Source organism: Salinifilum aidingensis (genome assembly GCF_054782015.1).
The window spans coordinates 264,779-290,879 of the sequence record NZ_BAAGTH010000003.1; the positions used below are offsets into that span (position 1 = coordinate 264,779).

Genomic DNA, 26,101 nt, shown 5'->3' on the forward strand with positions numbered 1-26,101 from the left:
CGCGTAACGGTAGCCTGGCCGGGTGAGGTACGGGAACGAGCGGCGGGCCGAGTGGCTCGACGAGCGCGAGATGGCGGCGTGGCGCTCGTACATCGTCGGCAGCGCGCTGCTGGAGCACCGGCTCAACCGCGAGCTGCAGGCCGAGCACGACCTCTCCATCGCGGAGTACGAGATCCTCGTCCGGCTCTCCGAGCAGTCCGACTGGCGCATGCGCATGCGCGACCTCGCCGACGACGTGGCGCACTCGAAGAGCCGGATCTCGCACGAGGTGCGGCGGCTGGAGCGCGCCGGCTGGGTCGTCCGCCGCGACTCCCCGGAGGACGGCCGGGGCGTGTTCGCGATCCTCACCGAGGCCGGGTGGGACAAGCTGCGCAGCGCTGCGTCGTGGCACGTGGCCGGGGTGCGCGAGCACATGATCGACCTGCTGACCGAGGAGGAGCAGGAGGTGCTGGCGCGCGTGTTCGGCCGGTTGATCGAGCACGAGCGGGCGACGGACTCCGCCGGGGGTGCCCGGGCCGCTGCGACCGTCGACTGACCCCCGCGGCGTGCCCGTTCCGGCCCGGGCGGCCTTCCGCGCGGGCGCGCCCGCTAGGCTGGCGGTGCCGAGGAGGTGTGGCAGAGCGGCCGAATGCACTCGCCTTGAAAGCGAGCGAACCGCGAGGTTCCGGGGGTTCGAATCCCTCCGCCTCCGCCGCCGTGCGCAGCCGCGGCGCCGGTCGGGCCGGGCGCGGACCGACCGGCGCCGCGGGCGTCGGCAGGATCGGAGACGCTGCGGGACCACGAGGCGCCCTCATGGTCGACCGGCTCCTGGTGGGTCGAGGTCGTCGGTGACGAAGGACAGGGTGGCGCTCGCGGCGGAGGTGAACGGTTCCAGGACGATGTCGGGCTGGGCGCGGTCGAGGCGGCGGGCCTCGTGCTGGGTGTGGGCGGTCAGCGCGATGCGACCTCGGTACTGGTGGTTCCGGAGCCCGTGGATGAGCGCGAGGTTCGTGTCGATGCCGGGGATCGTGCTGATGACCCACCGGGCTTGGTGCAGCGGCAGGGAGTGCAGGAAGTCGGGATCTTCGCCGCTGCCGAACACGGCTGTGGTCCGGTCGTTGTTCCAGACGGCCACCGCTTTGGGATCGAAGTCGACGCCGAGGACGCGGTATCCGGCGTCGGTGAGCTGGTGGGCGACTCTGCTGCCGAAACGGCCGAGCCCGTAGAGGATCACGTCGATGTCGGCGGGGAGTTCGCCGGCTTCGGCGGTGCGCGTGTGGGAGCGGTCCAGCGGAACGAGCCACCGCTTGAGCCGTTCGTAGAGCGGCTTGGAGTACAGGATCAGGTAGGTCGAGGCGGTGATGGTGATCAGCCCGACGATCGTGATCAGGCTGACCGTCGCCGTGCCGATGTGGCCGAGGCTCAGACCCAGCGCGGCCAGGATCAACGAGAACTCGCTGATCTGGGCCACGGTGAGACCGGCGAGGAATCCCACGCGCACCGGGTAGCGCATGGTGCACATGATGAGCACGACGATCAGCGGATTGCCGATCAGCACGAACGCCGAGAACACCACCGCTTCGGCGAGCTGGCGAGCGGCGTTCGCGAATTCGAGTTGGGCGCCGAGGTTGAGGAAGAAGAACAGCAGGAGGAAGTCCCGCAGGCTGACCAGCCTGGCGCCGATGGCCTCGCGGTAGGGGGTGGAGGCCAGCGCCACTCCGGCCAGGAACGCACCCACCTCGGTCCCGAACCCGAGCCGGTCGCTGAGCGCGGCCAGGGCAACCGCCCAGGCGACTCCGAAGAGGACGAGCAGTTCCTGCGAACGGGCGACGTGCTGCAGCAGCCGGGGGAGGACGTAGCGCATCACGATCGCGAGGCCCGCCAGCAGGAGGAGCCCCTTGCCGACGGTGGTCGCCACGTTGACGGCGATCGTGGAGCCGGTTTGCCGTTCGAACGCCGTCAGACCGATCATCGCCAGCACGACGACCAGGTCCTGGACGATGAGGAAACCCACGGCGATGCGGCCGTGCAGCTCGTCCAGTTCGCGCTTGTCGGAGAGCAGTTTGACGATGATGATCGTGGACGAGAACGTCAGGGCGACCGCGACGTAGAGCGCGGTCACCGGGTCCATGCCGAGTCCGAGGGCGATGAGGAACCCGACGATCGAGGTGAACAGCACCTGCCCCAGGCCGGTGGCCAGTGCGACGGGGCCGGTCGTGCGGATCAGGTGCAGATCGAGCCGCAGCCCCACCAGGAACAGCAGGACCGCGATCCCCAGCTGGGCGAGCAGGTCGATCCGCTCGCCTCCGGGGAGCCATCCGGCGCCGACCGGACCGGCGAGGATGCCCACCGCGATGAACGCGACGATCAGGGGTTGGCGCAGGCGGGTCGCCAGCAGGCCCACGGCTGCGGCCACGGCGAGTATCACCGCGAACGTGTAGAAGTCGTGCACGCTCATCGGTGACTCCGCTCCAGCTCCAGTTCCACATGAGCAACGAGGCCCCGCGCCCGTGCGAGCACACGGTGCACGAACCCCGCTCACTAGGCAAAACGGACGTCCGTGCTCAGACGGTAGCTGGTGTTGCAGTTGGCCGTGAACTCGAACGGGAGTGCGCGGGCCCGGCGAACGGACCGCACCGAGCCGCGTCCCACCCCGCCGCCCGGCGGCGCGCCGCGGACGCGTGCGGCAGACTGCGGGGGTGACCGAGGTCGAAGGCCGAGCTGCCGGTGAGGTGCCCGTGCCCGAGCAGTCGAGCGGTGGCCCCGCGCGGCCGTGGAGAGCGGTGGACTCGGCTGCGCTGCGCCGGCGCCCCGAGGGAGTGGACGAGGACACGGCCGCCGCGGTCGGCAAGGTCACCGAGGCGCTGGAGAAGGTGGAGCGCGCCCGCGGGCGGCTGTACGACTTCCACCAGCTCATCGGCTCCGCGGACGAGCAGCTCTGCGAGGCCGTGGCGCAGCTGCGCCGCGCGGGCCAGGAGGAGGCCGCCGAGCGGTTGGAGAGCGTGCTCGTCGGGCGCAACGTGCTGCCGGGGCGGTGGACGTTCCAGGTGGTCGAGGAGTTCGACGACGGGTACTGGGAGAGCTTCCGCGCCGAGGAGAGGCGCGTCCGGCAGCACCTGTGCGCGGGGCAGCGGCACGTGCACGAGGCCGAGCTCAAGGAGCGCGAGCGCAGCGTGGACGCCGACGGGAACCCGCTGCCCGGGCACGAGGCGGGGCCGGGGTCCGAGGCGGGTCCGGGAGCGGGCGGTTGAGGGTACGACCGCTGCGGGATTGTGCACGGGCGGTAGTGATCTACATGCGAATTGATCACGGAATTAATCTGAATTGGTGAACCAGTTCACAGCGTTCAGTGTCTTGCGTCTCCTAGAGTTACTCGCCAGTACGGTAATGCGGGTCACTTCTGGGGTTGGGTGGCTCACCAGCACTCGCGGGGAGGCGTCATGGCGGGTGAGGTGTCTTCCGGGCGGACTCGGTGGCTGATCTTCGCGCTCGTGTTCGTGCTCGGTCTCGCCGGGATCGGAGTGATGTTCGCCGGGCTGTCCAGCGGCGCGCTCGCCGCGTCCTTCGCCGTGTCGGGCACGACCTACAAGGCCACGGCCGACCAGCTGGACGCGAGCGGGGTGGTCCAGTACGGATCGGTCGACCAGAGCGCCGACCAGGCGCACCCGGTGATGGTCAACGGTTTCAGCGAGGCGCGGTTGGACAACTTCTGCCAGTCGATCCTGCTCGACGACATGCCCGGCGTCGGCCAGATGACCCTGCGCATCGAAGCGCCGGGCGAGGACGGGATGACCGCGAAGAACATGGTCCTCGGCGTCGAGCAGGTCAACGGTGACCTCACGCTCGACGACGTGCAGATCGGCCGCGACGCGGGGACGTTCGACGTCGGTCCGAGCGGCGGCGAGCACGCCACCACCGGCAACTTCGGCATCCAGGCCGGCGCCATGCACCTGTCCGACCTCAAGCAGCAGGCGTGGTCGACCACCGCCTCCACCCTGCGCATGAACCAGGTGCAGATCACGGCGGAACCCGGCCGCAACGAGTGCTTCTGACCCCTCGTCCGGGAGGTTCCCATGGCTGCGGTGAAGAACACCTGGCGCGCATTCCGGAACTGGCGCCGCGCCCGGCCGTTCGGGGCCGGGGTGTGCACGCTGCTGGCCGGCCTGGCGGTGCTGTTCCCGCCGTTCGCCTCGCTGCGGCTGGGCGATGCGGTCATCACGCTGAACACCGTCGGCGGGGTCTCGGCGAGCGTGATCGGCGTGGTGCTGCTCGTGTGCGGCGGCGCGTTCCTGGCGCGGCCGCAGTTCCGCCTGGCGGCGGGGATCGTCACGCTGCTGCTGTCGCTGGCCGCGATCTCCGCGGCCAACCTGGGCACGTTCCTCATCGCCACGATGCTCGGGATCACCGGTGCTGCGCTCGGGATTTCCTGGTCGCCGACGCCGCGCGCCCGGGCGGCCGAGCAGCGCCGCCGCGGGCGCGCGGCCGAGCGGCGCGCGGGACCCGAGGCCGAGCCCTCCGCCGAGGAGCGCACCGGTCCGCCCCGGCCCGCGGAGGCCTCCGCGTCCAGCGGGCGGGGTGAGTCGTGAGACGCGCGCTGCTGCCGCTGGTGGTCGTGCTGCTGCTGCTCGCGCCGGCGGCCTCGGCGCAGGCGGAGCTCCCCGTGCTCGGGCCGCTCTTCGGCGGCTCCGAGGAGGAATCGGCCCCGGACGGCGGCGCGCAGAACCCCTCCCCGGGCTCCGGGGACGCGGCGCCGGACCCGTCGGAGGAGCCCGCGCCGGGGAAAACGCCGCGGGAGGAGCCACCGCAGGGGGATCCGGCGTCCGAGCCCCCGCCTGAGCGGGCTCCCGGCGGGGGCGGTTCCCCCGGGAAGCTGCCCACCGGCGACTCCGCCGGTGCCGCACCGGGCCCCGGGCGGACCTGGACGATGACGGCCGAGCAGCTGACCCTGGTGGGCTCCCGGTTCCACGGGACCTCGCAGGAGCAGGTCGCCGGCCGGACGGTGACCACGCTGCACTTCACCGCGGACAGGTTGGAGGTGACGGGCCTCGTGCAGCGCTCGAACCTGGGCAACGGCCGCGAACTGCGGGTGGCCAGCGCCCCCGGTGCGGTGTCCACGGTGTCCGGACCGGTCGAGATGCAGGTGCGCGAGCTCAGCGGCACGCTCGACGTGGCCGGGTTCCCGCTCGTTCCGGTGGTGTTGTCGGCCGGGGCGCTCGCCCCGCCGGACGTGGACCTGAGCTTCCTGCGCCTTCCCGCGCTCACCTTCGACGACGTCACCGTGCGCACCGTCGAGCTGAGCGCAGCTCAGCTGCACGTCCCCGACGCCCGGACCGGTCTCCGGCCCGCCGGCTGACCCGCTGCCCGAGCGCCCGACCCCGTGAACCCTGCCGGGGAATGCTCCCCGCCGCTCAGGTGCGGTGTTCGTGCGGCGGCGGGCCCGCCGCCGGGCGGTCCGCGGTTCTCGCGGCTTCCACGGTTCCCGCGGCTTCCGCGCCGTCCGCGGCGTCGTCGCGGGCGCGCGACTCGCTCCGCTCGCCGCGGCGGCGGAAGAACGTGAATCCGGGGATGCCCACGATGGCCTGGCGCAGGTCCTGCGTGACCTCGAGCAGCGCGTGCAGCTCCGGGCCGACGTGGTCGAGCGTGCGCAGGATCGGCAGGATGTCCGAGAGCAGGTGCTCGGTGAGCACGGGCACCTCGTCGACCATGCGGATGGCGGCGGTGACCTCCTCCTCGGACAGTTCCGCCACGAAGTGCTGCAGGAACGGAGCGCCGCGGCGCAGCGCCGGTTCGTAGGCCGCGAGCAGCTCGTCGGCGGTGGCCGCCGTCTTCTGCGTGCTCTCGACCGTCCGCGCCGCCTCGTCGGCCACTCCGCCGGCGCGGTTGACGAGGGTCTCGGCGGATTCGGCGATGCGCCGGGCGTCGGCCACGGTGCGGGAGGCGTCGCCGGCCACACCGCTGGCCGTGCCGACGAGCTCTTCCGCGCCCGCGGCGACGTTGCGCGCGTTGGTGACGATCGCGGAGGCGTCGTCGGCGACCACGCCGACCCGGGAGACGAGGCCGTCGGCCGAGTCGACCGCGCCGCCGGCCGCGTCCACGGTCCGCTCGGCCCGCTCGCACACGGAGCCGACCCGCGTGATGAGCGCTTCCGCGTTCGCCATGATGTCGCGGACCTCGAGGACCGTCGTCTCGGCCGAGTCCGACACCGCGTCCACGCGCGCGATCAGGGCGTCCGCGCGCTCCACGATGCGCTGGGCCCGGTCGACGGCGTCGCCGGCCGTGTCCACGGTCGAACGCGCGTCCCGGGTGAGGTCCTCGGCACGCTCGATGATGCCCTCGGCGCGCTCGACGGCGCCGCGCACGCGTGCGAGCAGCGCTTCCGCTTCCCCGATGAGTCCGAGCACGCGGATCGGGGCGGTGGCGAGTGCCGCGGCGGAGTCCACCGCCCGGTTCGCCGTGGTTCTGGCCAAGCCGACCACCGCGCCGGGCGTCGGGATGCGGATCAGCATGCCCCCACTGTGCCGTCCGCTCACCCGGTGGGGACACCCGGAACGGCAGGTCCGCCGCGATCGATCCGAGATCTGCGGTATCACCTGATCGAACGTTTTGATCAACACGAAAGTGTGAACTTTCGATCGGGAGTTCCCCAGCTGTTCCTGTAACGCGAGGCGTTTCCCCTGATCAACGCCGTTTCCGGCGGCAGGACCCGCTGTCGACTCAGCTCATCGCGGTGATTTGTCCGGGCTACTGTCCGCCCCGCGTGTTCGCGTTCGCACGCAGCGTTGTCGCCGCTGCGGTGGCCGCTGCCGTGCGGGCGGACGGAGTCCCGCGGTCGGCGAGGACGCGTGACCACCGAAACGCCGAGCTGCAGTCAGGAGACGCGATGCGGTCAGTCGCCGCTTCCCCGCGCCGCGCGCCGCGCGGGCGCCTGCTCGCAGCCTGCGGTGCGTTGCTGCTGGGGCTCACCGCCTGCGGCGGTTCCGGTGCCGAGCCGCCCGGCGGGCCGTCGGAACCGCAGGCGGTGCAGAACGCCTACGCCGTGGACCTCGCGCAGTACCCCGAATCGACGACGTACACCGACATCTCCGGCGCCCCGCACGACCCCGCCCCGCAGGAGCGCACGTCGGGCGTCGTGCTGCGGGCCAAGGAGGACCTGCCGGTGTACGACTCGCCCGGTGGTCAGGTCTTCGCCCGACTGCCCGCCGAGCAGATGGAATCGCCGACGTGGGTGCCGGTCATCGCGGAGCAGGGCGACTGGGCGCACGTGATGCTGCCCTCGCGCCCCAACGGCTCGACCGGGTGGGTCCCGGTTTCGAGCTCCGCGCGCGTGGAGAAGGCGCACTCGCCTTACGAGGTCGAGGTCGACGTCGACGACCGCACCCTGCTGGTGCGGGAGAACGGGGAGCAGATCGCCTCGTGGGAGGTCGGTGTCGGCGCTTCCGGAAGCCCGACCCCGCGCGGGCGCACGTTCATCATGGCTGCGATCGACGACCAGGTCATCGACTACAGCCCCATCGTGCTGCCGCTCGGGGTGCATTCGGACACCTACAGCACCTACGGCGGCGGACCGGGCACAGTGGCGCTGCACGGGTGGCCGGATCCGCAGGTGTTCGGACGAGCCAGCAGCGACGGGTGCGTGCGGGTGCCTGCCGACGCACTGCAGCTGCTGCGGAACTTGCCGCTGGGAACCACGGTCATGCTCCGCTGACCCCGCGGCCGACAGGCGTGTCCAGCACACGGAACACCGAAATGCGAATTCGGGAGGTAGGAGACATGCAGAAGACAGCATCCGTGCTCGGTGTCGCTGCCACGACGGCCGGGATGATGGCCGCGGGCAGTTCCGCCGCGCTCGCCGACAGCGAGGGCAACGACGGCGTCACGGTCCTCAACGACGCGAACATCCAGGTGCTGCAGGTGCAGCTGTGCAACAACAACATCGCCGTCGCCGGCGCCGTGCTGCCGGTGGGCTCGCCGCAGGAGGCCTCGTGCACCAACGCGCCGGTGGCCGACCACCCGGAGCAGGAGCAGCCGCCGGCTGAGGAGGAGCCCCCGGTCGACGAACCGGAGGAGCCCGAGGTGCCCGACGTGCCGGAGCCCGACGTTCCCGACGTGCCCGAGCCCGACGTTCCCGACGTGCCGGAGAACCCCCGGCCGGAGGAGCCGCAGTCGCCCGAGCCGGGCGGTCAGGGCGGCGCTCCGGACGAGGACCTGCCCTCGGCTCCCGCGCCCACCGTGATGGAGGGGCACCTCCCCGTCACGGGCTGACGGCACGCCCGCCGGGTGCCGGGCCCCTTGGCCCGAGCAATTGATCTTGGATAGGTTCACGAGCGCGTAGATCACTACGCGCTCCGCGGGTCCGGTTCCGCACCAGCCCGCACATGTGCGGTGTCCGGCGAAGTGCTCCCCCTCGCTTCGCCGGACACCACTCATCCGGTGCAGCCCGGGAGCGCCGCGTCGGCCTCCCGCGCTTCACCGGCGCGCGCTCAGCCCGCGAACGACCGCGCCGCGGTGAGGAACGCGTCGTTCTCCGCCGTCGCGCCGATCGTCACCCGCGCGCCGTCGCCCTGGAACGCGCGCACCACGACGCGGTGCTGCATGCAGTGCTCGTTGAACGCCTCCGTGCGCTCGCCCAGCGGCAGCCACACGAAGTTCGCCCGCGACTCGGGCACGGTGTAACCGGTCTCCCGCAGCGCGTGCAGCACGCGCGAGCGCTCCCCGACGACTTCGCCGCAGCGCGCGCCGAGTTCCTCCCCGGCGTCCACACAGGCCAGTGCCGCGGCCTGGGCCAGCGCGTTGACGCTGAACGGGATGCAGACCTTGCGCACCGCCTCGACCACGCGCTCCGGACCGACGGCGTAGCCCACGCGCAGCCCCGCCAGCCCGTACGCCTTGGAGAAGGTGCGCAGCGCCAGCACGTTGTCGCGCCGCAGCGCCAGCGCCACCCCGTCGATCGCGTCGGTGGCGTCGTCGAACTCGAAGTACGCCTCGTCCAGGGCCACCAGCACGTGCTCGGGCACGCGGTCGAGGAACGCCTCCAGCGCGCCGGGCGAGAGCGCGGTGCCGGTCGGGTTGTTCGGGGTGCAGACGAACACCACGCGCGTGCGCGGCGTGATCGCGGACAGGATCGCCTCCAGGTCCAGCTCGTGCTCGGCGGTCAGCGGCACGCGCACCTGCCGAGCACCCGCGATCTGGGTCAGGATCGGGTAGGCCTCGAACGAGCGCCACGGGAACACGACCTCGTCCTCCGGCGCGCACATGGCCTGCACCAGCTGCTCGCACAGGGAGACCGAGCCGCACCCCACGGCGATCCGCTCCGGGGCGGCGCCGAGCCAGTCGGCCAGCCGCGCGGTCAGCTCCGAAGCGCCCATGTCGGGGTAGCGGTGGACCTGCGCCGCGTGCCGGTTGATCGCCTCCAGCACGGTCGGCAGCGGGCCCGCGGACACCTCGTTGCTGGCGAGCTTGATCGAACCGGGAATGCTGCGGCCGGCGACGTACGCCGGGAGTTGGTCGAGATCTGCGCGCGGACGCACGGTCATGCCTGGCTCCTTGCTGTGGTCGAGTCCCCTGCGCGGACGGTAGCTCGCCCGCGGTGATCACCGGACGGCCACCGGTACCACCGGGGGGTGCTGCGTCGATCCAGTGAGTCCTCGCGCACACTTGCCCGCACGCCCCGGTGAGCGTGTTGACTGCGCTGATCGCGGCGTGTTCCCTGCATGCATGACGAAACCCCGAACCGAAACACTCGCGCTGACCGACGGGAACCGGCTCCGGGTGACGGTCGCCGAACCGGACAGCGTGGTGCGGGGTGGAATCGTCGTGCTCCACGAAGCACGGGGTGTCACGGAGCGGGTGCGCCAGCTCGTGTCCTCCCTCGCGGAGGAGGGCTGGCTGGCCGTCGCGCCCCACCTGTACCACCGGGACGGCGCCGAGGACGTCCTCGCGGACTCCGCGGAAGCCGTGCACGCGCAGGTCCGGCAGCTGTCCGGCGAGTCCGTGCTCGACGACACCGACGCCTCGTTCCTGTGGCTGACCGAACGCGGGGTGCGCACCGACCAGCTCGGCATCATCGGTTTCGACGTGGGCGGTACCGCCGCGGCCGTGGTGGCGGCCAACCGCCGGCTCGGCGCCGCGGTCAGCGTCGGCGCGTCCGGCATCCACGAGCAGCTGTCGACCACGCTGCCCTCGCTGGTGGAGGTCGTCGGGGAGCTGTCCTGCCCGTGGCTCGGGTTGTACGGCTCGGACGACCCGCGCGCGGACGTCGACAAGCTGGCCGAGGTGGCGGACCGCGCGCCCGCGGTCACCGACGTCGTCCGCTTCTCCGGAGTGGGGCACCGGTTCGACCACGACCCGGAGGCGGCCACCGACGCGTGGCGCCGTGTGCGCAGCTGGTTCGACATGCACCTGCGCTGACGCGCGTTCCCGCAGGGGGGATGGCCGCGACCGGTGTTCGTGCGCTAAGAACGGGCCATGACCGCGAACACGTCCGGCAACACCGAGACCCCCGAACTGCTCTGGCAGCCCGATCCCGACCAGGTGCAGCGCACCCGCATCGCCGCCTTCCGCTCCTGGCTGCGCACCGAGCGCGGCCACGACGTGGCCGACTACCAGGCCCTGTGGGAGTGGTCCACCGCGGACCTGGCGGGGTTCTGGCAGGCCGTCGCCGACTTCTTCGCCGTCGACTTCCACGAGCGGCCGCGCGAGGTGCTCGGGGCCGAGGTCATGCCCGGTGCGGAGTGGTTCCCCGGGGCGACGGTGAACTACGCCGAGCACGCGCTGCGCCACCTCGACGGCCGCGGTGACGAGGACGTGGCCGTGCTGTTCGCCCGCGAGGACGGGCACCGCGAGCAGATCACGTTCGGCGAGCTGCGCGGCCGGGTCGCGGCGGCGCGCGCCGCGCTCGCGGCCCGCGGTGTGGGCCGCGGCGACCGGGTGGTGGCGCTGGTGCCGAACAGCCCGGACGCGATCGTCGCGTTCCTCGCGGCGGCGAGCCTCGGCGCGGTCTGGTCGTCCTGCTCGCCGGACTTCGGGCTGCGGGCGATCACCGACCGGTTCGCCCAGATCGAGCCGAGCGTGCTCGTGGCGGTGAACGGCTACCCGTACGGCGGGCGGTGGTTCGACGTGCGGGACACGGTGCAGCAGCTGTGCGCGGAGCTGCCCACGCTGCGGGGCACGCTGCTGGTCGACCACCTCGGCACGGGGGCGGACCTGCCCGGGACCGACTCGTGGGAGCAGGAGCTGGACCGGCACGCCGACGCGCCGCTCGAGTTCGACGCGGTGCCGTTCGACCACCCGCTGTGGGTGCTGTACTCCTCGGGGACCACGGGGCTGCCGAAGGGCATCGTGCACGGGCACGGGGGCATGCTGCTGGAGCACCTCAAGGCGATCGGCCTGCACTGCGACCTCGGACCGGGCGAGCGGTTCTTCTGGTTCACCACCACCGGCTGGATGATGTGGAACTTCCTCGTCGGAGGCCTGCTGGTGGGTTCGCCGCTGGTGCTCTACGACGGCCACCCGGCCTACCCGGACGCGGGTGCGCTGTGGCGGCTGGCCGCCGAGTGGCGGGTGAGCTACTTCGGCACCTCGGCGCCGTTCATCCAGACTTGCCGCAAGCAGGAGCTGCGCCCCGGCGCGGAGCTGGACCTCTCGGCGCTGCGCACCGTGGGATCGACCGGAGCGCCGCTGACCTCGGACGGGTTCCGCTGGGTGGCCGAGGCGATCGGTCCGCGGGTGCAGGTCGCCAGCGTCTCCGGTGGCACCGACCTGTGCACCGCGTTCCTCGGGGCCTCGCCGGACGTGCCGGTGTGGCTCGGGGAGCTGTCCTGCCCGATGCTCGGTGCCGCGGCCGACGCGTTCGACGAGGACGGCAAGCCGGTGCGCGACGAGGTCGGGGAGTTGGTGCTGACCCGGCCGATGCCGAGCATGCCCGTGAAGTTCTGGAACGACCCGGACGGTTCGCGGATGCGCGAGTCCTACTTCGACACCTTCCCGGGCGTGTGGCGGCACGGCGACTGGGTCACCCGCACGTCGCGGGGCACGTTCGTGATCCACGGGCGCAGCGATTCGACGCTGAACCGCGGCGGCATCCGGATGGGCACCGCCGAGTTCTACCGGGTGGTCGAGGGCTTCGGCGAGGTGCTGGATTCGCTGGTCATCGACACCTCCAGCACGCAGCGGCCGGACGGGGAGCTGCTGTGCTTCCTGGTGCTGGCCGAGGGCGCGAGCCTCGAGGAGGTGCGGCCGCGGCTGACCGAGCAGCTGCGCGAGCAGCTGTCGCCGCGGCACGTGCCGAACCGCTACATCCCGGTGGCCGAGGTCCCGCGCACGCTCAACGGCAAGAAGCTCGAGGTGCCGGTGAAGAAGATCTTCGCCGGCACGCAGCCGGAGAAGGCGGTGAGCCGGGAGTCGCTGCAGCACCCGGAGGCGCTGGACGAGTTCATCGGCCTGCGCGACGAGTGGGTGCGGTGAGGGCTCCGCACCTGTGGACAACTCGCCGCCTTGTGGACAACTTGTGCTCCATCCGCGTGGGGACAGCTCACAATTTTCATGAAAATTGAATAAACTGGAATCGTTCCAGGCTGTGCTGCGGCTGGGTGCGGGTCCACTGGGCGCCTGACGGGGCCGCGGTCGGCGGGAGCTGGTCGGGGTGCCCCGCGGGGGCGGGTCGGCGCCGGGAGGAGGCCTGGCCGGTGCCCGCCTGGCGGTCTGCGGTCACCGGCGGGCACCGACCCCGCACCCGGGCCAGGTTCCCGCGCCCGGCCCGCACCCGGCCCGCGGTGCTTCGGTCTCCGGGTCCCGCATCCGCCTCGCGACGTTCCGGGGCGGCTCCGCGCGGTGTCCCCGCCTCCGCCTCCGCCCGGCGGGTCCGGTTCCCGGCTCCGTCCGCCTCCCGCTCCCCGGTTCCAGGTGGAGGGCGGGAGGAGGGCGCTCGTGCGCGCTGGGCAGCGGCGCCCCACCGCCTGCCGGGAGCGCCGAGGTCGCGGAAGGGGACCCCCCTTTCGGAGACGATCGAGCGGGCGTGTAGTCTTATCTCCGGTGGCAGCGAGAAGGACTACCGGGAGGCTTCGCCTAGTCTGGTCTATGGCGCCGCACTGCTAATGCGGTAGGGGTTTACGCCCCTCCCGGGTTCAAATCCCGGAGCCTCCGCTAGACTCCCCCGGGAGTCACAACTGAACACGCGCCCGTAGCTCAACGGATAGAGCGTCTGACTACGGATCAGAAGGTTGAGGGTTCGAATCCTTCCGGGCGCACTCCGAGACCCCCTGTGTAAGCAGGGGGTTTTCGTTCGTCGACCACCTCCTGCGCGGCCCGCGGCTCGAGCCCGTTGCCACTTTTCGCGTGAACTGCTCGACGGGTTCAGGGCGTCCAGGGCCTCCGCGCTGGCCCGCGACTCCTGACCTGGGCGCGCCGTCCCGAGGAAAGTGTGGTTGCGCTGCGCAGCTGGGTCACCGGGACCACGACCGACGGGCGGTCACGCTGATCCGGGCGTGCTGGCTCGCCAGCTTGTGGATGCGTGGGGCTGCGCTAGCTGGCTGTTTTCTCGGGGCCCACCGTCCCGTCTCGGCATGCGTAGCGGACGAAGGCGGCACTACCCTCCTCGTGTCCGGTACGCCCCGTGTGAGGCCGGGAGGTGAACGATGCAAGGAGACGAGTGGCCTGTACCAGAGGAAGGTCTGATCTTCACGCACTTCCTGACGGTGCGGGACGTGGCGCGTTCTCGCGCGTTTTACGTGGACGTCTTCGGCGGGAAGGTTGTCCTCGAGGATAACCCCTGCATCGTTAAAGTGGCCAACACCTGGATCATCATGAACCCCGGCGGGGGCCCTACCCCGGACAAGCCGGGTGTCACCTTGCAGCCGCCCGAGCAATCCGAGAGCGTTTCGACCTTCATGAACGTGCGCGTCGGGGACATCGCCGCGTTCTACGATCAGGCGCGGAGCAAGGGGGCTGAGTTCCTCACCGAGCCCCTCGACCGCAAGGCCGAGATCCGCTGCTACATGCGTGACCCTGATGGATACTTGATCGAGATCGGCCAGGCCACCGGCATGCTGGAAGGGATCTTTGCCGATCGGCAAACGAGCTAGCTGGCTCGTGATGACCGGCCCGCGGCCTCGAGGCGAGCAGCCCTGACGACGGAGCCCGAGCGCAGGCATCGCCGGAGGCGGACCAGTTCAAGGCCACCCCGGCGGCTCGCGTTGCCACCTCGTTGCCACTTTTCGCGCCGGCCCGGTCAGCTCCCCGCGCTAAACTCCGGTGATCGTCCAGGCGCACACGACGACGGCGGCACCGGTCAGCGCGCTCGCGGTCGCGTGCGCGGCCAGCCGCGGGCTTCCTGCTGCGCGGTTCCTCTCCAGGTGTGCCAGGAAGTCCAGCGCGACGTGCAGGAAGAGTCCCGCTGATGCGCCGAACGCCGAGGCTGTCACGGGTGGGGACAGGGGCCAGCCCAGCAATCCGACCACGATCGCCGCGATGCCGACACCGCAGGCGGGCAGTATCACCGGAACCACCGATCGACCGGACTCGTGCAGCGACCGCGCCGCTACGTACCCGGCGGGGGCCTTGTGCGAGATGATCGCCAGACCCAGCAGCAGCCCGATGCTCGGCATGCTGGCGTAGATCGCTCCCATGACGAGTCCCGCGGCCACGGAGTGCGCGGTGAGGCGAACCACGTAGTCGTCCAGCAGTGCAGCGCGGGAACCGAACCAGGCGCCTCCGACGTGGACCGCGAATCCTGCGAGCACACCAGCTGCGATGCCGAAGCCCCCGAGCGTCGAGTTCCGCTCCATCGCAGTGGGCAGCAGGAACCCGCACGCACTGGCCACCATCGCTCCGGCGGCGAGGCCGTGCGCCCAAGTCAGCGTGCTGCTGTTCACGATCCTCCGCGGGGCGAGCGCGGCGCCGGCGACCATGGCCATGCAGGAAACCGCTGCGATGATCAGCAGTTTCCGCAGGTCGGCCACCCCCGCAGCGATGCACGCCCCGGCGAACAGGCCGATCACTCCGATCGTCACCGCGTGCTCGCCCGACCGGAGCCGCCCCTCCGTTGACGTCAGCGTCATGTCTCCCACCAGCGCGCTTTCCCGGGCTCGTTCGGCAGATCCGCCCGGACCTTACAGAAAAAGACAATCATTTTCAATTGGCTGGGACCTCCGGGGGCGGAAACGCGATCGCTCCAGCGCCTCCGCCCCGAAAAATCGGTTCGACCCGCGACTGCGCGCTGCTACTGTCGCGAGCGATGGGTCTCATGAGTGCCGCGTTCTACATCCGCATCCGCCGCGCGTAGCGGCGGAGGTGAGCGCACGTCGTCAACTCCGCCGCGCTTCGGGGCAATCGCCGGCGCGGTGTCGCCGCGCCGGCTCGACGATCTCTCAGCGCGGAGCGCACTCATGTCCTCATACGCGGGCGGGCCGCACGAGCTCGGCCAGAACTTCCTCGTCGATCCCGCGGTCGCAGATGCGATCCAGGACCTCGTCGCCGCAACGGACGGCCCGATCGTGGAACTCGCGGCCGGCGACGGCGCCCTCACGACGCGGTTGAGCCGCTCGCAGCGGCCGATCACCGCCGTGGAGCTCGACCCGAAGCGGGCCGGGCGCCTGCGGCGTCGAACTCCGGAACACGTCGCGGTCGTCAACGGCGACATCCTGCGGTTCCGGCTGCCGGAGCAGCCGCACGTGCTCGTCGGGAACCTGCCGTTCCACATCACCACGGCCGTGCTGAAACGCCTGCTTCCCGAGATGCGCTGGCACGCGGCGGTTCTCGTGGTGCAGTGGGAAGTGGCCCGCCGGCGAGCGGGTGTCGGCGGCGCCACGATGCTCACCGCCTCCTGGTGGCCGTGGTACGAGTTCACGTTGCACCGGCGCATCCCGGCACGCTCGTTCCGGCCGGTGCCCGCTGTCGACGGTGGGTTGCTGGCGGTGCGCCGCCGCCCTCGTCCGCTGGTGACCGATCGAGCGGCGTACCAGGCGTTCGTCCGGGAGGTCTTCACCGGCCGCGGGCGCGGACTGCGGGAGGTCCTGGAGCGGACGGGGCGGATCCACCGCGGCGCGCTCGACGCGTGGCTGCGCGCCGAGCGCGTGTCCCCGCGGGCGCTGCCCAAGGACTTGACCGCCGAGCAGTGGGCAGCTCTGTGGGGGCAGACCCGCGAACCGGCCCCGGGCTCTCGCGCGGCTGCGCGCAGGCGGGGCCCTCGCAGCGGGCGGTGGTGATCCCGGGGACGCGCTTCCGGTCGCTCGCCGGGTTTCCGGGGCCCGGGACCGTCGTTCGTGGACACCGCCGGTGCTGGTCGGCGGCGAGCTCACCCCCAGCGACCGGGGACTCGCCGCCGACGGCGGCAGGTGCCGCTCGTCCCCACCACGCAGGAGGCACCGCTCGTCCCCACCACGCGGCAGGTGCCGCAGCCGCACCTCCTGCCGGTCAGCAGCGGAGCGGCAGGAGGTGCGTCCTCGGGGGTGCGGCTGCGCGGTCTGGTCACCGCGGTGATGCCGCGGGGTCCTCGGCGCCTGCGCGCCGTGCCGATCACTCCGCTCCGGCCGGGGCGCGGGCAACGCAGTCGGGGCAGGCCCGCGGGGCGTTCGCGTCCCAGGGTTCCCTGCGGACCGCGGTGATTTCGGCGCCGCAGAGCGCTCTGCCGTCGGCGACCGCGTGCAGCAGGGCCGGAGCACCGGCCCCCGTCGTGCTCGCAGCGCGCTGCCCCGTGCGGCCCGCGGGCCGCCGCTTCGCGGGCCGTCCTTCGCCGGCCAGGAGCTCCACACCCGCACGGTAGGTGCCCCGCGGTCTTCCTGCCCGGGCACCCCGGTGGTTCCGCGTCCGGGGCGGTGAGGCGGTCGGATGCGGGGTTGGTGCTCGGACCGGCTCCGGCGCCGTTGTCGAACTCCTCACCGAAACGAGGGGGCGAACATTTCGCGGTCGGGTCCGGCTGAGCTCCGAGCGCGTGGAGGGGTGCCGCGTCAGCCGTGCCCCTCGTCGAGGACCTGCGCGCTGCTGGTGATGAGCCGCCCCAGCACCTCGTTGAGGTGCTCCAGCTCCGCGACGTCGAGCCCGAGCAGCTCCACGACCTTGTAGGGGATCTTCTCGGCTTCCGCGCGCAGCGCCGCCCCGGTCTCGGTGAGGTCCACGTCGAGGGAGCGTTCGTCCCGCCGCCCGCGGGCGCGGACGACGTAGCCGATCGTCTCGAGGCGTTTGAGCAGCGGTGAGAGCGTGGCGGGCTCGGCGTGCAGGATCTCGCTGAGCTCCTTCGCCGAGCGCGGTGAGCGTTCCCACAGAGCCAGCATCACCAGGTACTGCGGGTGCGTCAGCCCCAGCGGTGCCAGCAGCGGGCGGTAGATCGAGATGACGTTGCGCGAGGCCACGGAGAGTGCGAAGCACACTTGGCGGTCCAGTTTGAGGGGGTCGTCACCCAGGTCGACGTGCTCCAACGCGAACCTCCCGACTTCATTAGTGCACTAAACATTAATACGTTACGCTCTCTCCCGCCGGTCTCCACAGGGAGAACTCAGTACGGTGAAGGAGCCGACGTGCGAGACAGCCGAGCGCCTCGGCCGAATCCTGCCCTGTGGGTCTGGTACGCGTTCGGCGGGCGCCTGCCCGAGCGCTTCCACGAGTGGGTGCTGCACGACGTCACGTGCCGCACCTGGGTGCTGCGCCACCTCGGCCGCGGCCTCGTGCAGCTCAGCCCCGGCCTGCTGTTCCTGCTCGTGCCCGGACCGCTGTGGATCAAGGGCATGGCCCTGCTCGGCGGGGTCATCCTCGCCCTGTGGTTCTCCGCGGCGTACATGGAGCACACGATCGAGCACCGCGTCCACAAGCACGGCTACGGCATCGGCACGGCCCGCGCGGTGCGGGATCGGCTCGCGGCGGAGCGGGAAGCCGCGCGCAAGGGCGCGGGCCCGCGGAACTCGGGCGCGCCCGCGTCGGAGCCCACGGCGGGCGGCGAGGACGCCCGAGCGAGTGGCGGTACCGCGGGTCACGCGGGCGAGGAGAGCGGTCCCGCGGCCGAGGGCGAGGCGGCGACCGCGGGCGGTTCGACGGCCGGCCCCGCGGGCGGGCGAGCGGACGGGAACGCCCCGGGTGGTGCGCGGTCCGCGGAGACCGCGGCGCACGAGCACGCCGCCGAGGACGGGATGTCCCGGGATGCCGCTGGCGGGTGAGCGCTCCGGCCCGCACCGGGTGCGGCGGCCGCGGAGCGCCCCGCCGGAGCCGTGCGGGCGCGGGTCAGTTCCGGGGTGCAGGCCGCGATGGTGCTGCTGGCGGCCGCGGTGTTCGTCGTCGTGGCAGGCCAGGTCCCGCCGCGCGCCACGAGATGGGCGAGGTGGTGCGGGTCGTGCCGCTGCGCACCGCGTTCCTCGTGGTCATGGTGCTGGTCGGGCTGCTCGGTGTGCTCGTCTGCATCCGCCTCGTGCCGCGGCTGCTGCCGCCCTCCGAGGGGTGATGCGGTTCCTGCCGCGGAGGGGTGGTGCGGCCGGCCGGGCAGCAGCCGCTACGGGCGCAGCGTCGGGTCGATGAGCACGGGGTAATCCATGCAGCTTTTCGGCTCGGCCTGCACGGTGACGCGGAAAGCCCCGTCGACCTGGGCGGTCAGCTCGGCGACCTCGCCGACCTCCACGGTCGCGGAATTGCCCGCGGGCTCGCCGTCGACGAGCACGGTGAAGGTGACGGGTTCTCCCGATTCCGCGTCGTCGGCGAGCCCCACCCGGCTGTGGAAGGTGCTCGTGCCGGGGTCGATGTTGTAGGCGGCCGTGACGACGCTGCAGATTTCGTCGTCAGAAACCAGCGCTCGCTCGTGTTCGCGGTTGCGCACGGTCGCTTTGCCGCGTTCCCAGCCGGAAGCGCCTTCCACGGGCTCCCTGTCGGCGAGGTGCACCGCGCCTGCGGGTGGCGGGCTCGCCGGTTCACCGCCGGGCGAGGCGCTTCCGGAGGGGGTGACGGTCTCGGTCGCGGTGCGCGTGACCGTTTCCGTCGCCGGGGGCGGCGACTGCTCGGGGCGCGTGGTGACGTAGGTGGTGGTCAAGCCGACGATCAGGGAGCAGACGCCGGTGATGGCGGCGGCGAGGATCGCTCCGCGGCGGCTGATCACGGCCGCCTTGATCGTGGCGTCCTCGTCGTGCGTGCCGCTGTCCCGGGCGCCGTCGGGGGGTGCGGCTGTCTCGCGCGTTCCTCGCGCGCGTGATCGTACGGCGCGCCCGCGCACGCGTGGGGCGGATTGATCGGTCGCGCGCCGGTGGTGCGGCGGGAACGCGGATCGATCGAACGTGCCGCGGTGGTGGTGCGGAGCGCTCGGAGCCCGCGGTGGTGGTGCGTGCGCGCACCGGCGGCCCTGCTCGAACCTGGATCCGTTCGGGCAGGATCCGTTCGGGCAGGGCCGCCGCGGGGAGCGTGCTCAGCTCTTGAGGACCGAACCGAAGTTCATGCCCTGGTTGTCGTCGTCGGAGAAGTTCCAGTTCCAGGTGTTGCAGCTGAACACCTGGCAGGCGTCGACGTCGACGTGCTCGTGGTGTCCGCCACCGCCGCCGGCGGCGGCCACACCGGCGCCACCGAGCGCGAGGGCCAGTCCGAAGGTGGTCGCTACGGCTCCGCGAACCAGAGAACGCATGGGGGTTCCTTTCTGTGTCACTGGGTTCGACCGCGCCGGCGGATTGTCGGAAACCGCTCCGAGACCGCATCGCGGCGCAGCCCCTTGTCTACCGATTCGTCCTGGAGTTCGCCGAGTGGCGCGGCCGGGTTTCACCACAAGGTGTTCCGGCGCTGCTCTGGCCGTGCGTCCGTGCGGGTCCGGTGGACACGCACTGATTTCCAATCGGAGTTCGTCGTGCTGCGGCGTCCCGCGCACGGGTGCGTCCTGTGTGGATTGCGCTGCGCAACGCGCTGGTCCGTGCGCGAGATCCGGAGTTGATGCACCGAACGTGGGGTTTAGAGGTGCGCGAACCGGCTTCACGAACGGGTTTCGGCCATTGCGGAGCGCAAGATTTTCCATCTGATCGGATGATTCGCGCGCTCGGGAGTTGCGATCAATCCACTGAGGAATGCGAGCGGAGTTCGCGATGAGGTTTCCCCGGGGTTGGTGCGCTGCTTCCTGTGATCCGGAGCACGCGGCGTAACGCCATCCGGGCGTGTGACGAAATGCGGGGTGCGGTCCCGTGCGGACCGCGCCGGCGAGCTGATCCGAGAACGGGTCCGGCCCTCGGGGCCGGTCGCGGTTGCGGGCTCCTCGCCCCGAACGTCCCGTCACCGCAACCGGCACCGGCGAGTGCCGGGAGCGGATCCCGTGCCCGCCCCGGTGGGCACAGTCCTGTCGTGCTCCGCGGCCGCCCCGGGCGGACCGCGCGGCACGTGCTGCCCCGCCCACGTCGCAACGCTGCGAAGGATGCCCATGTCTTTCCGGCTGTTGGTGCTCGCCGTCGGCACCTTCGTCATCAACACCGGCTCGTACCTCGTGGCCGGAGTGCTCCCCGCGATCGCCGACAACGTGGGGGTGTCGGTGACCACCGCCGGGCAGCTGGTCACAGTGCACGCGCTGACCTACGCGATCAGCGCTCCCGTGCTGTCCACAGCGGTGGCCCGTTGGGAGCGGCGGCGACTGCTGTGGCTGTCGCTGGCGCTGTTCGTCGCCAGCAACGTCGCCACCGCGCTGGCACCCGAGTTCGCCACGCTCACCGCCGCGCGCGTGTTCGGCGCCGTCGGCGCGAGCCTGTTCACGCCGACCGCCGTGGTCATCGCCACCGATCTCGTGCCGCTCGACAAGCGCGGGCGGGCCGTCTCGGTGGTGCTGTCCGGGCTGACCCTGGCCACCGTGATCGGCGTGCCGCTCGGGGTGCTGCTGGAAGGGTGGCTCGGGTACCAGGGCCTGTTCTGGCTGGTCGCCGTGCTGGCCGCGGGGGCGGCCGCGGCGCTACGCGTGCTGCCCGCCGTGCCGGCGCCGCCGGCGGTGCGGCTGCGCGAACGCGTCGGCGTGCTGCGCGATCGCCCGATCGTGATCGTGCTGACCGTCTCCGCGCTGGCTTCGCTGGCCGACTTCGCCGCCTACACCTACGCGGCACCGATGCTGGGCGCGCTGACCGGGGTGGGAGCGGGCGCGCTCGGCGTGCTGCTGTTCGTCTACGGCGTCGCCGGCGCCGCGGGCAACGTCGTCGTCGGACGGGTCACCGACCGGTTCGGTTCCACCCTCGGCATCGCCGGTTCGCTCGTCGTGCTGGCCGCGGGGCTGGCGCTGCTGCCGCTGGCCGGGGCCTCGCTGCCGGGGATGGCCGTGCTGCTGGTGCTGTGGGGCTTCGGCGGCTGGGGCATCATGCCCGCGGTGCAGCACCGGTTGATCACGCTGGGGCCCGCGATGGCGAGCGTGGTCGTCGCGTTCAACTCCTCCGCGCTGTACCTGGGGATGGGTTTCGGCGGAATCACCGGCGGCGCGGTCGTGGCCCGGTGGGGCTGGGGAGCGCTCGGACCGGCCTCGGCTGTTGTGGCCGTCGTGGCGCTGCTGCTGTTCCACGCCACGCGCCGCGCCACGCTGCACCCCGCAGCCCCGGCGGAAACCGCCGCCCCGGTGGCGGGAGCCGGTGCGCGGGCCGCGGACGCCGAGCCCGCGGATGTCGGGCAGGCGGGGGCTGCCACGCCCCCGGCCTCGGCCCCGCGGGAGCCGGAACGGGCGTGCCCGGCACCGGAGGACGTGGCCTTCGCGAGCTCCGTGCGGCAGTCCTGACGAGCACCGCGGCCCGGGCGGCTGCACGAGCCCGGGTCCGCGCTCGGCGTGCGGTCGCGGGCTACTCAGGCACCTCGACGACGGCCTCGTCGGCGTCCACGCCCACCACGCGGGCGCCCCGCTCGCCGAGATCGCGCAACCGCCCGAGGGCGCCGGGGGAGGCCAGGGAGACGCTGCGGCGGGCGTGCTCGCTGGTGAGCAGGTCGTGCCAGCTCTGCCGGGCGGCGTGCCCGGCGTCCACAGTGGACTTCAGCGATCCGGTGGAGGCGAGCGCGCCGCGCGCCGCGCCCAGCCTGCCGAGCGCGTCGTCCAGCGCGTCCAGCAGCGCCGTCCGGTTGCCCTCGGTCATGGCGGCGACGAACGCCGGGTCGCTGCCGGCCACGCGGGTGCCGTCGCGGAACGACCCGCCGGCCAGCGACAGCGCCAGCGGACCGCCGTCGGCGGCGGTCGCGGCCAGCGCCGCGGCGAAGAGGTGCGACAGGTGCGACACCCGCGCCACGGCCGCGTCGTGCGCCGCGTCCGAGGCGGGCACCACCCGCGCGCCGCAGTCCAGGGCGAGCTCGGCCGCCGCGCGCCACGCCGCGGTGTCCGTGTCGTCCTCGGTGGTCACCGCCCACGCCGCACCGTCGAACAGCTCGGCGCTGCCCGCCGCGTAGCCCGACTCGGCGGTGCCCGCCATCGGGTGGCTCCCCGCGTGCTTCGCGCCGGGCAGCAGCGAGCGCAGCTCCTGCGTGACGGGTTCGCGGACGCTGCACACGTCGGTGACCAGCACCTCCGGGGAGTGCCAGGCGATCAGGCGGCCCACCTGCCGCAGGGCGCCCATCGGCGTGGCCAGCACGACCAGGGCGTCCTGCTCGGCGGCGCGCTGCAGCGCCGCTTCCGCCTCGAGCACGGTGAACCCGTCGCGCTCGGCCGCGGCGGCGTCCGCTTCGGATGTGGTCGCCCCCCACGCCGCGCGGCCGGCCCGGCCGGCCGCGCGCAGGATCGATCCGCCGATGAGTCCCAGTCCGATGACGCACACGCCGCGCATGGGCCCATCCTGCCCCACGCGGTCGGCACCCGGTCGGGCGGGAAGCCGACTCGCGAAGGTCACGAAGGGGCAATGGTGCTTTCGGGTGGCTTCCACACGCTCTACGGTGTCCCCATGACGGTCCAGGACCCGGTGGAGGGGTTCGCCGTCGCCGTCGTACGTGAGGACGGGCGGTGGCGTTGCAGCCCGCTGGCGAGCTCGGTGCTCAGCAGTCTCGACTCGGCCATCACCGCGTTGCGCGAACTGCGTTCCACCGGCGCGTTGTTCGGCATGTGCAATGTGGACGACGAGTTCTTCGTGCTGCTCCGCCCGGTGCCCGACGGGGTGGAGCTGCTGCTGTCGGACGCGGCGGCGGCGCTGGACTACGACATCGCCGCCGATGTGCTGGACCTGCTCCGGGCGGAGACGCCGGACGAGGACGACGAGGAGGTCTGGCCGGAGGGCAGCCTGTCGATCCTGTCGGACCTGGGGCTGCCGGAGGGCGAGATGCTGGTCATCATCGAGGAGGTCGACCTCTACCCCGACGAGCAGCTGGAGATGATCGCCCGGCGCTGCGGGTTCGGTCAGGAGTTCGGCAACGTGCTGGAGAAGCTCGAGCAGTGACCGGTCACTCCCGGGCGGACGTCGGTCTCGTCCGGGCCGCGCTGGACGTGGCCCCCGGCGCGCTGGCGACCGGCGACGTGCCCATCGGCGCGGTGGTGGCCGGCCCGGACGGACGCGTGCTCGCCCGCACGCACAACCAGCGCGAGGCCCGGCTCGACCCGACCGCGCACGCCGAGGTCCTCGCGCTGCGGGCCGCGGCTGCCGAGCACGGCGACGGCTGGCGACTGACCGGCTGCACCCTGGCCGTCACCGTCGAGCCGTGCACCATGTGCGCCGGCGCGCTGGTGCTCTCCCGGATCGACCGGGTGGTGTTCGGCGTGTGGGAACCGCGCACCGGCGCGGTCGGCTCGCTGTGGGACGTGGTGCGCGACCGGCGGGTCAACCACCGGCCGGAGGTCGTCGGCGGGGTGCTGGCCGAGGAGTGCGCCGCGCTGCTCGAGGGCTTCTTCACCGAGCAGCGCGACTGAGCGGGCCAACCACCCGCTGTCCGCTGGTCAGCCACCCGCCGCGGGGGCGAGTCCGCGGATCTTCGGAGTGACACACGTCACAACGTGGTCGGGGTTCCGTTTGCCTGCGCGCGTGTCGGGTACGTCCCGAGCGGACCCGGTGCCGCGAGCGCCGGAGCGAAAGCAGCGAAGGAGTCCGCCATGGGCGTTTTCGACAAGGCGAAGGAACAGGCGCAGCAGTTGGTCGGCAAGGCAAAGCAGGCCACCGGCCAGGCCACCGGCAACGAGGAGATGCGCGACGCCGGCAAGCGCGACGAGATGGGCGGCAAGGTCAAGGAGGCCGGCCAGGACATCAAGGACAAGGCCGCCGGCGCTGCGGAGAACGTGAAGGACCGCTTCCAGGGCGGGCAGGGCGACCAGCAGAAGTAGAAGAACGCCTGATCCGGCGATCTGTTCGCCCCGCGGGCGGGATCGCCGGCTGTGACCATGGGTCCGTCCCGAGCGCTTCGGGGCGGACCCGGCTCTGCGCGCCACCGCCGTCGCCGCGGTGCGGCTCCGGCGAAGGGCCGGGTGAGGACGACCCGAGCGCGGGAGGAGCAGCGTGGAGGCGACCGACGCGGCACTGGCGCGCCGCATCGCGGCAGGTGACGCGGCCGCGTTCGAACTCATCGTGCACCGCTACGCCCCAGGCGTGCGCGCGCTGGCGCTGCGCATGCTCGACGACCGCATCGAGGCCGAGGACGTCACCCAGGACGTGTTCGTCGCCGCGTGGCGGCGCATCGCCGAGCTGGTCGAACCCGCCGCGCTGCGCGGGTGGCTGTTCCAGATCGCCCGGCGCAACTGCCTGATCGTGCTGCGCCGCCGGCGCATCCGCCGCACCGATCCGGTCGGGCGGGTGCCCGAGCACCGTCGCTCCGTCCCCGGGGCGGGGTGCGTGCTCGACCCGCAGCGGCTCGCCCTGGCCGGTGCGGCCGCGCTGGAACTGCGCCGGGCGCTGGCCGGGTTGCCCCGAGGGCAGCGCGACGCGTGGGTGCTGGCCGAAGTGGACGGCCTCTCCTGCGGGGAGATCGGCCGCCGCGTCGGCGCCGGGGAGCAGGCGGTGCGCGGGCGGCTCTCCCGCGCGCGAGCCGCCCTGGCCGACGAGCTGCGCGACTGGGCCTGAGCACCGCTCGTCGGCCCCGAGCGGCGGGACCCTCGAGGGACCGAGCGGCCGGGTTGCCCGGCCGGCAACCGGAGCGGGGCCCCCGTCGGGAAGCCGGAACGGGGTTCGCTACCCTAGCGGGCGGTAGCGTGTCCGAGCGGCCTAAGGAGCGCGACTCGAAATCGTGTGAGGGGCGACCCTCCGTGGGTTCGAATCCCACCGCTACCGCGCAGACGGGGCACCCCGCGTTCGGCGCGGGGTGCCCGTCTTCTCGCCGGGGGCGGTCGCGTCGTCCGAGGCCGCGTTGCGGATCGCCCGCATCAGCTCGTGCGGACGGCTCACGCCCAGGCAGCGCCCCTCGCCGTCGAAGATCCGCGTGGTGCACCCCGGGATCCGCGCGGCCAGCGCCCGCGCCGCCGACAGCGGCACCGCGGTGTCCTGCGTGCCGTGCCACACCTCCACCGGGGCTTCGATGCCGGACAGCGAGAACCCCCACGGGCGGGAGAGCACCACCAGCTCCTGCGCCACCCAGCGGCTGCCCTGGGTGAAGGCGCCCCTCGCCGAGGACAGCAGCGTCGTCACGTCGAGCCGCTCCCAGGCCTGCTGATCAGCTTCGGAGGCCGCGTGCCGCAGCCCCGCCACCCAGCGCCGCGCCCGGGCCGGGTGGTGCAGCGCGCGCTGCAGCTGCGCGGCGCGCAGGCGCGCCGGCCACGGGCAGCGCCGCGCCATCCGCAGCAGCAGGCGCGCGGTCGGCGTCACGGCCCGGCGGCCTCCCGGGGTGTCCGGGGCTCCCGCGCTCGCGAGCGCGACCGCGGTGGTGATCCGGTGCGGCAGTTCGTGCGCCGCGGCCAGCGCGTGCGGGCCGCCCGCGGACTCGCCCACCACGGCGAACCGCTCCAGCTCCAGGTGGTCGGCGAGCCCGCGCACGTCGGCGGCGTAGCGGGACAGCGAACGCCGCGGGTCCGGGTCGGACGCGCCGGTTCCCGGTTTGTCCACGGCGATCCACCGCACGCCCGCGTGCTGCGCGGCGGTGGTGTGGAAGGCGCCGGAGAGGCCGGAAGCGGGCCAGCCCGGAGTGTAGACGCAGGGGACCCCCGCGCGATCGCCGAACTCGTAGTAGGCCAGCCGTCGACCGTCCGCCAGGGGCACGAATGCGCAACGCGGCGTGGACTGCATGTGATCGAGGATGCGCGGCTCGGGCCCCGTGCTCAACGGGTTGT

The 26,101-nt window shown here is 72.6% G+C and carries 27 protein-coding genes and 4 tRNA genes; 22 read left to right on the forward strand and 9 right to left on the reverse strand.

Features of this window, described 5'->3' with window-relative positions; translation table 11 throughout:
- Positions 1-22: 22 nt before the first annotated feature.
- Together ACYVJE_RS06260 and ACYVJE_RS06265 are read left to right on the forward strand one after the other, a co-directional pair.
- Complete coding sequence (locus ACYVJE_RS06260; RefSeq protein ID WP_461143684.1) at positions 23-535, forward strand: MarR family winged helix-turn-helix transcriptional regulator; 513 nt, start codon at positions 23-25, stop codon at positions 533-535.
- Positions 536-606: 71 nt separating this feature from the next.
- A tRNA-Ser gene (locus ACYVJE_RS06265) sits at positions 607-691 on the forward strand.
- 99 nt (positions 692-790) lie between these two features.
- Here ACYVJE_RS06265 and ACYVJE_RS06270 read toward each other — a convergent pair.
- Positions 791-2,437 carry a cation:proton antiporter gene (locus tag ACYVJE_RS06270; protein WP_461143685.1) on the reverse strand — a complete coding sequence of 549 codons (1,647 nt, stop codon included), beginning with the start codon at positions 2,435-2,437 and terminating at the stop codon, positions 791-793.
- 325 nt (positions 2,438-2,762) lie between these two features.
- On the opposite strand from ACYVJE_RS06270, the gene ACYVJE_RS06275 reads away from it, so the two are divergent.
- The 4 genes from ACYVJE_RS06275 to ACYVJE_RS06290 all read left to right on the forward strand — a co-directional run bounded on the left by ACYVJE_RS06275 (position 2,763) and on the right by ACYVJE_RS06290 (position 5,332).
- Entirely contained in the window at positions 2,763-3,230 is a 468-nt protein-coding gene (locus ACYVJE_RS06275; protein ID WP_461143791.1) for a hypothetical protein, read from the forward strand.
- 189 nt (positions 3,231-3,419) lie between these two features.
- Entirely contained in the window at positions 3,420-4,031 is a 612-nt protein-coding gene (locus ACYVJE_RS06280) for a DUF6230 family protein (protein ID WP_459157891.1), read from the forward strand.
- Positions 4,032-4,052: 21 nt separating this feature from the next.
- Complete coding sequence (locus tag ACYVJE_RS06285; RefSeq protein ID WP_461143686.1) at positions 4,053-4,565, forward strand: DUF6114 domain-containing protein; 513 nt, start codon at positions 4,053-4,055, stop codon at positions 4,563-4,565.
- Entirely contained in the window at positions 4,562-5,332 is a 771-nt protein-coding gene (locus ACYVJE_RS06290; protein ID WP_461143687.1) for a hypothetical protein, read from the forward strand. Before ACYVJE_RS06285 ends, ACYVJE_RS06290 begins: the two co-directional genes overlap by 4 nt.
- Positions 5,333-5,387: 55 nt before the next feature.
- Here the strand turns inward: ACYVJE_RS06290 and ACYVJE_RS06295 are convergent, their stop codons facing one another.
- Positions 5,388-6,485, reverse strand: coding sequence for a hypothetical protein (locus ACYVJE_RS06295; RefSeq protein WP_461143688.1), 1,098 nt, complete (start codon positions 6,483-6,485; stop codon positions 5,388-5,390).
- 374 nt (positions 6,486-6,859) lie between these two features.
- Between ACYVJE_RS06295 and ACYVJE_RS06300 the strand changes: the two genes are divergently transcribed.
- Together ACYVJE_RS06300 and ACYVJE_RS06305 are read left to right on the forward strand one after the other, a co-directional pair.
- Positions 6,860-7,684 (forward strand): L,D-transpeptidase, encoded by an 825-nt coding sequence (locus tag ACYVJE_RS06300; protein ID WP_459157895.1) that lies wholly within the window; start codon positions 6,860-6,862, stop codon positions 7,682-7,684.
- Between the two features lie 65 nt (positions 7,685-7,749).
- Positions 7,750-8,241, forward strand: a complete 492-nt coding sequence (locus tag ACYVJE_RS06305; protein WP_461143689.1) for a hypothetical protein — start codon at positions 7,750-7,752, stop codon at positions 8,239-8,241.
- A gap of 218 nt (positions 8,242-8,459) precedes the next feature.
- Here ACYVJE_RS06305 and hisC read toward each other — a convergent pair whose 3' ends face one another.
- Positions 8,460-9,512, reverse strand: coding sequence for a histidinol-phosphate transaminase (gene hisC, locus ACYVJE_RS06310; RefSeq protein WP_461143690.1), 1,053 nt, complete (start codon positions 9,510-9,512; stop codon positions 8,460-8,462).
- Between the two features lie 181 nt (positions 9,513-9,693).
- Here hisC and ACYVJE_RS06315 point away from each other — a divergent pair, with 181 nt between their 5' ends.
- The 5 genes from ACYVJE_RS06315 to ACYVJE_RS06335 all read left to right on the forward strand — a co-directional run bounded on the left by ACYVJE_RS06315 (position 9,694) and on the right by ACYVJE_RS06335 (position 14,057).
- Positions 9,694-10,386: a dienelactone hydrolase family protein gene (locus tag ACYVJE_RS06315; RefSeq protein ID WP_459157898.1), complete on the forward strand. Its 693-nt coding sequence runs from the start codon at positions 9,694-9,696 to the stop codon at positions 10,384-10,386.
- Between the two features lie 57 nt (positions 10,387-10,443).
- On the forward strand, positions 10,444-12,441 hold the full coding sequence (locus ACYVJE_RS06320; RefSeq protein WP_461143691.1) for an acetoacetate--CoA ligase: 1,998 nt from the start codon (positions 10,444-10,446) through the stop codon (positions 12,439-12,441).
- 589 nt (positions 12,442-13,030) lie between these two features.
- A tRNA-Ser gene (locus tag ACYVJE_RS06325) sits at positions 13,031-13,119 on the forward strand.
- A 31-nt stretch (positions 13,120-13,150) separates the two neighbouring features.
- Positions 13,151-13,223, forward strand: a tRNA-Arg gene (locus tag ACYVJE_RS06330).
- Between the two features lie 387 nt (positions 13,224-13,610).
- Positions 13,611-14,057 (forward strand): VOC family protein, encoded by a 447-nt coding sequence (locus tag ACYVJE_RS06335; protein ID WP_461143692.1) that lies wholly within the window; start codon positions 13,611-13,613, stop codon positions 14,055-14,057.
- A gap of 159 nt (positions 14,058-14,216) precedes the next feature.
- On the opposite strand, the gene ACYVJE_RS06340 is transcribed toward ACYVJE_RS06335, so the two are convergent.
- On the reverse strand, positions 14,217-15,032 hold the full coding sequence (locus ACYVJE_RS06340; RefSeq protein ID WP_461143693.1) for a ZIP family metal transporter: 816 nt from the start codon (positions 15,030-15,032) through the stop codon (positions 14,217-14,219).
- A gap of 327 nt (positions 15,033-15,359) precedes the next feature.
- On the opposite strand from ACYVJE_RS06340, the gene erm reads away from it, so the two are divergent.
- Positions 15,360-16,178 (forward strand): 23S ribosomal RNA methyltransferase Erm, encoded by an 819-nt coding sequence (erm, locus tag ACYVJE_RS06345; RefSeq protein WP_461143694.1) that lies wholly within the window; start codon positions 15,360-15,362, stop codon positions 16,176-16,178.
- Between the two features lie 741 nt (positions 16,179-16,919).
- Here erm and ACYVJE_RS06350 read toward each other — a convergent pair.
- On the reverse strand, positions 16,920-17,387 hold the full coding sequence (locus ACYVJE_RS06350; RefSeq protein ID WP_461143695.1) for a MarR family winged helix-turn-helix transcriptional regulator: 468 nt from the start codon (positions 17,385-17,387) through the stop codon (positions 16,920-16,922).
- A 99-nt stretch (positions 17,388-17,486) separates the two neighbouring features.
- Here ACYVJE_RS06350 and ACYVJE_RS06355 point away from each other — a divergent pair, with 99 nt between their 5' ends.
- Together ACYVJE_RS06355 and ACYVJE_RS06360 are read left to right on the forward strand one after the other, a co-directional pair.
- Positions 17,487-18,119, forward strand: a complete 633-nt coding sequence (locus ACYVJE_RS06355; protein WP_461143696.1) for a DUF5313 family protein — start codon at positions 17,487-17,489, stop codon at positions 18,117-18,119.
- Between the two features lie 152 nt (positions 18,120-18,271).
- Complete coding sequence (locus ACYVJE_RS06360) at positions 18,272-18,400, forward strand: hypothetical protein (RefSeq protein ID WP_461143697.1); 129 nt, start codon at positions 18,272-18,274, stop codon at positions 18,398-18,400.
- Positions 18,401-18,448: 48 nt separating this feature from the next.
- Here the strand turns inward: ACYVJE_RS06360 and ACYVJE_RS06365 are convergent, their stop codons facing one another.
- Together ACYVJE_RS06365 and ACYVJE_RS06370 are read right to left on the reverse strand one after the other, a co-directional pair.
- A complete protein-coding gene (locus tag ACYVJE_RS06365) occupies positions 18,449-19,045 on the reverse strand; it encodes an NPCBM/NEW2 domain-containing protein (RefSeq protein ID WP_461143698.1) in 597 nt (198 codons plus the stop codon).
- A 303-nt stretch (positions 19,046-19,348) separates the two neighbouring features.
- Complete coding sequence (locus ACYVJE_RS06370; RefSeq protein WP_459157923.1) at positions 19,349-19,561, reverse strand: hypothetical protein; 213 nt, start codon at positions 19,559-19,561, stop codon at positions 19,349-19,351.
- Between the two features lie 777 nt (positions 19,562-20,338).
- Between ACYVJE_RS06370 and ACYVJE_RS06375 the strand changes: the two genes are divergently transcribed.
- Positions 20,339-21,661 (forward strand): MFS transporter, encoded by a 1,323-nt coding sequence (locus tag ACYVJE_RS06375; RefSeq protein WP_461143699.1) that lies wholly within the window; start codon positions 20,339-20,341, stop codon positions 21,659-21,661.
- 61 nt (positions 21,662-21,722) lie between these two features.
- On the opposite strand, the gene ACYVJE_RS06380 is transcribed toward ACYVJE_RS06375, so the two are convergent.
- Positions 21,723-22,691 (reverse strand): prephenate dehydrogenase, encoded by a 969-nt coding sequence (locus ACYVJE_RS06380; RefSeq protein WP_461143700.1) that lies wholly within the window; start codon positions 22,689-22,691, stop codon positions 21,723-21,725.
- Positions 22,692-22,805: 114 nt separating this feature from the next.
- Between ACYVJE_RS06380 and ACYVJE_RS06385 the strand changes: the two genes are divergently transcribed.
- The 5 genes from ACYVJE_RS06385 to ACYVJE_RS06405 all read left to right on the forward strand — a co-directional run bounded on the left by ACYVJE_RS06385 (position 22,806) and on the right by ACYVJE_RS06405 (position 25,109).
- Entirely contained in the window at positions 22,806-23,294 is a 489-nt protein-coding gene (locus tag ACYVJE_RS06385) for a tRNA adenosine deaminase-associated protein (protein ID WP_461143701.1), read from the forward strand.
- Positions 23,291-23,761 (forward strand): nucleoside deaminase, encoded by a 471-nt coding sequence (locus ACYVJE_RS06390; protein ID WP_459157927.1) that lies wholly within the window; start codon positions 23,291-23,293, stop codon positions 23,759-23,761. The genes ACYVJE_RS06385 and ACYVJE_RS06390 overlap by 4 nt, the downstream gene beginning before the upstream one ends.
- Before the next feature lie 180 nt (positions 23,762-23,941).
- On the forward strand, positions 23,942-24,169 hold the full coding sequence (locus ACYVJE_RS06395) for a CsbD family protein (protein WP_459157928.1): 228 nt from the start codon (positions 23,942-23,944) through the stop codon (positions 24,167-24,169).
- 172 nt (positions 24,170-24,341) lie between these two features.
- Entirely contained in the window at positions 24,342-24,902 is a 561-nt protein-coding gene (locus ACYVJE_RS06400) for an RNA polymerase sigma factor (protein ID WP_461143702.1), read from the forward strand.
- A gap of 122 nt (positions 24,903-25,024) precedes the next feature.
- Positions 25,025-25,109: transfer RNA gene (locus ACYVJE_RS06405), tRNA-Ser, on the forward strand.
- Here ACYVJE_RS06405 and ACYVJE_RS06410 read toward each other — a convergent pair.
- Positions 25,104-26,057 (reverse strand): alpha/beta fold hydrolase, encoded by a 954-nt coding sequence (locus ACYVJE_RS06410; protein ID WP_461143703.1) that lies wholly within the window; start codon positions 26,055-26,057, stop codon positions 25,104-25,106. The two genes, ACYVJE_RS06405 and ACYVJE_RS06410, sit on opposite strands and share 6 nt — an antisense overlap.
- Positions 26,058-26,101: the final 44 nt, after the last annotated feature.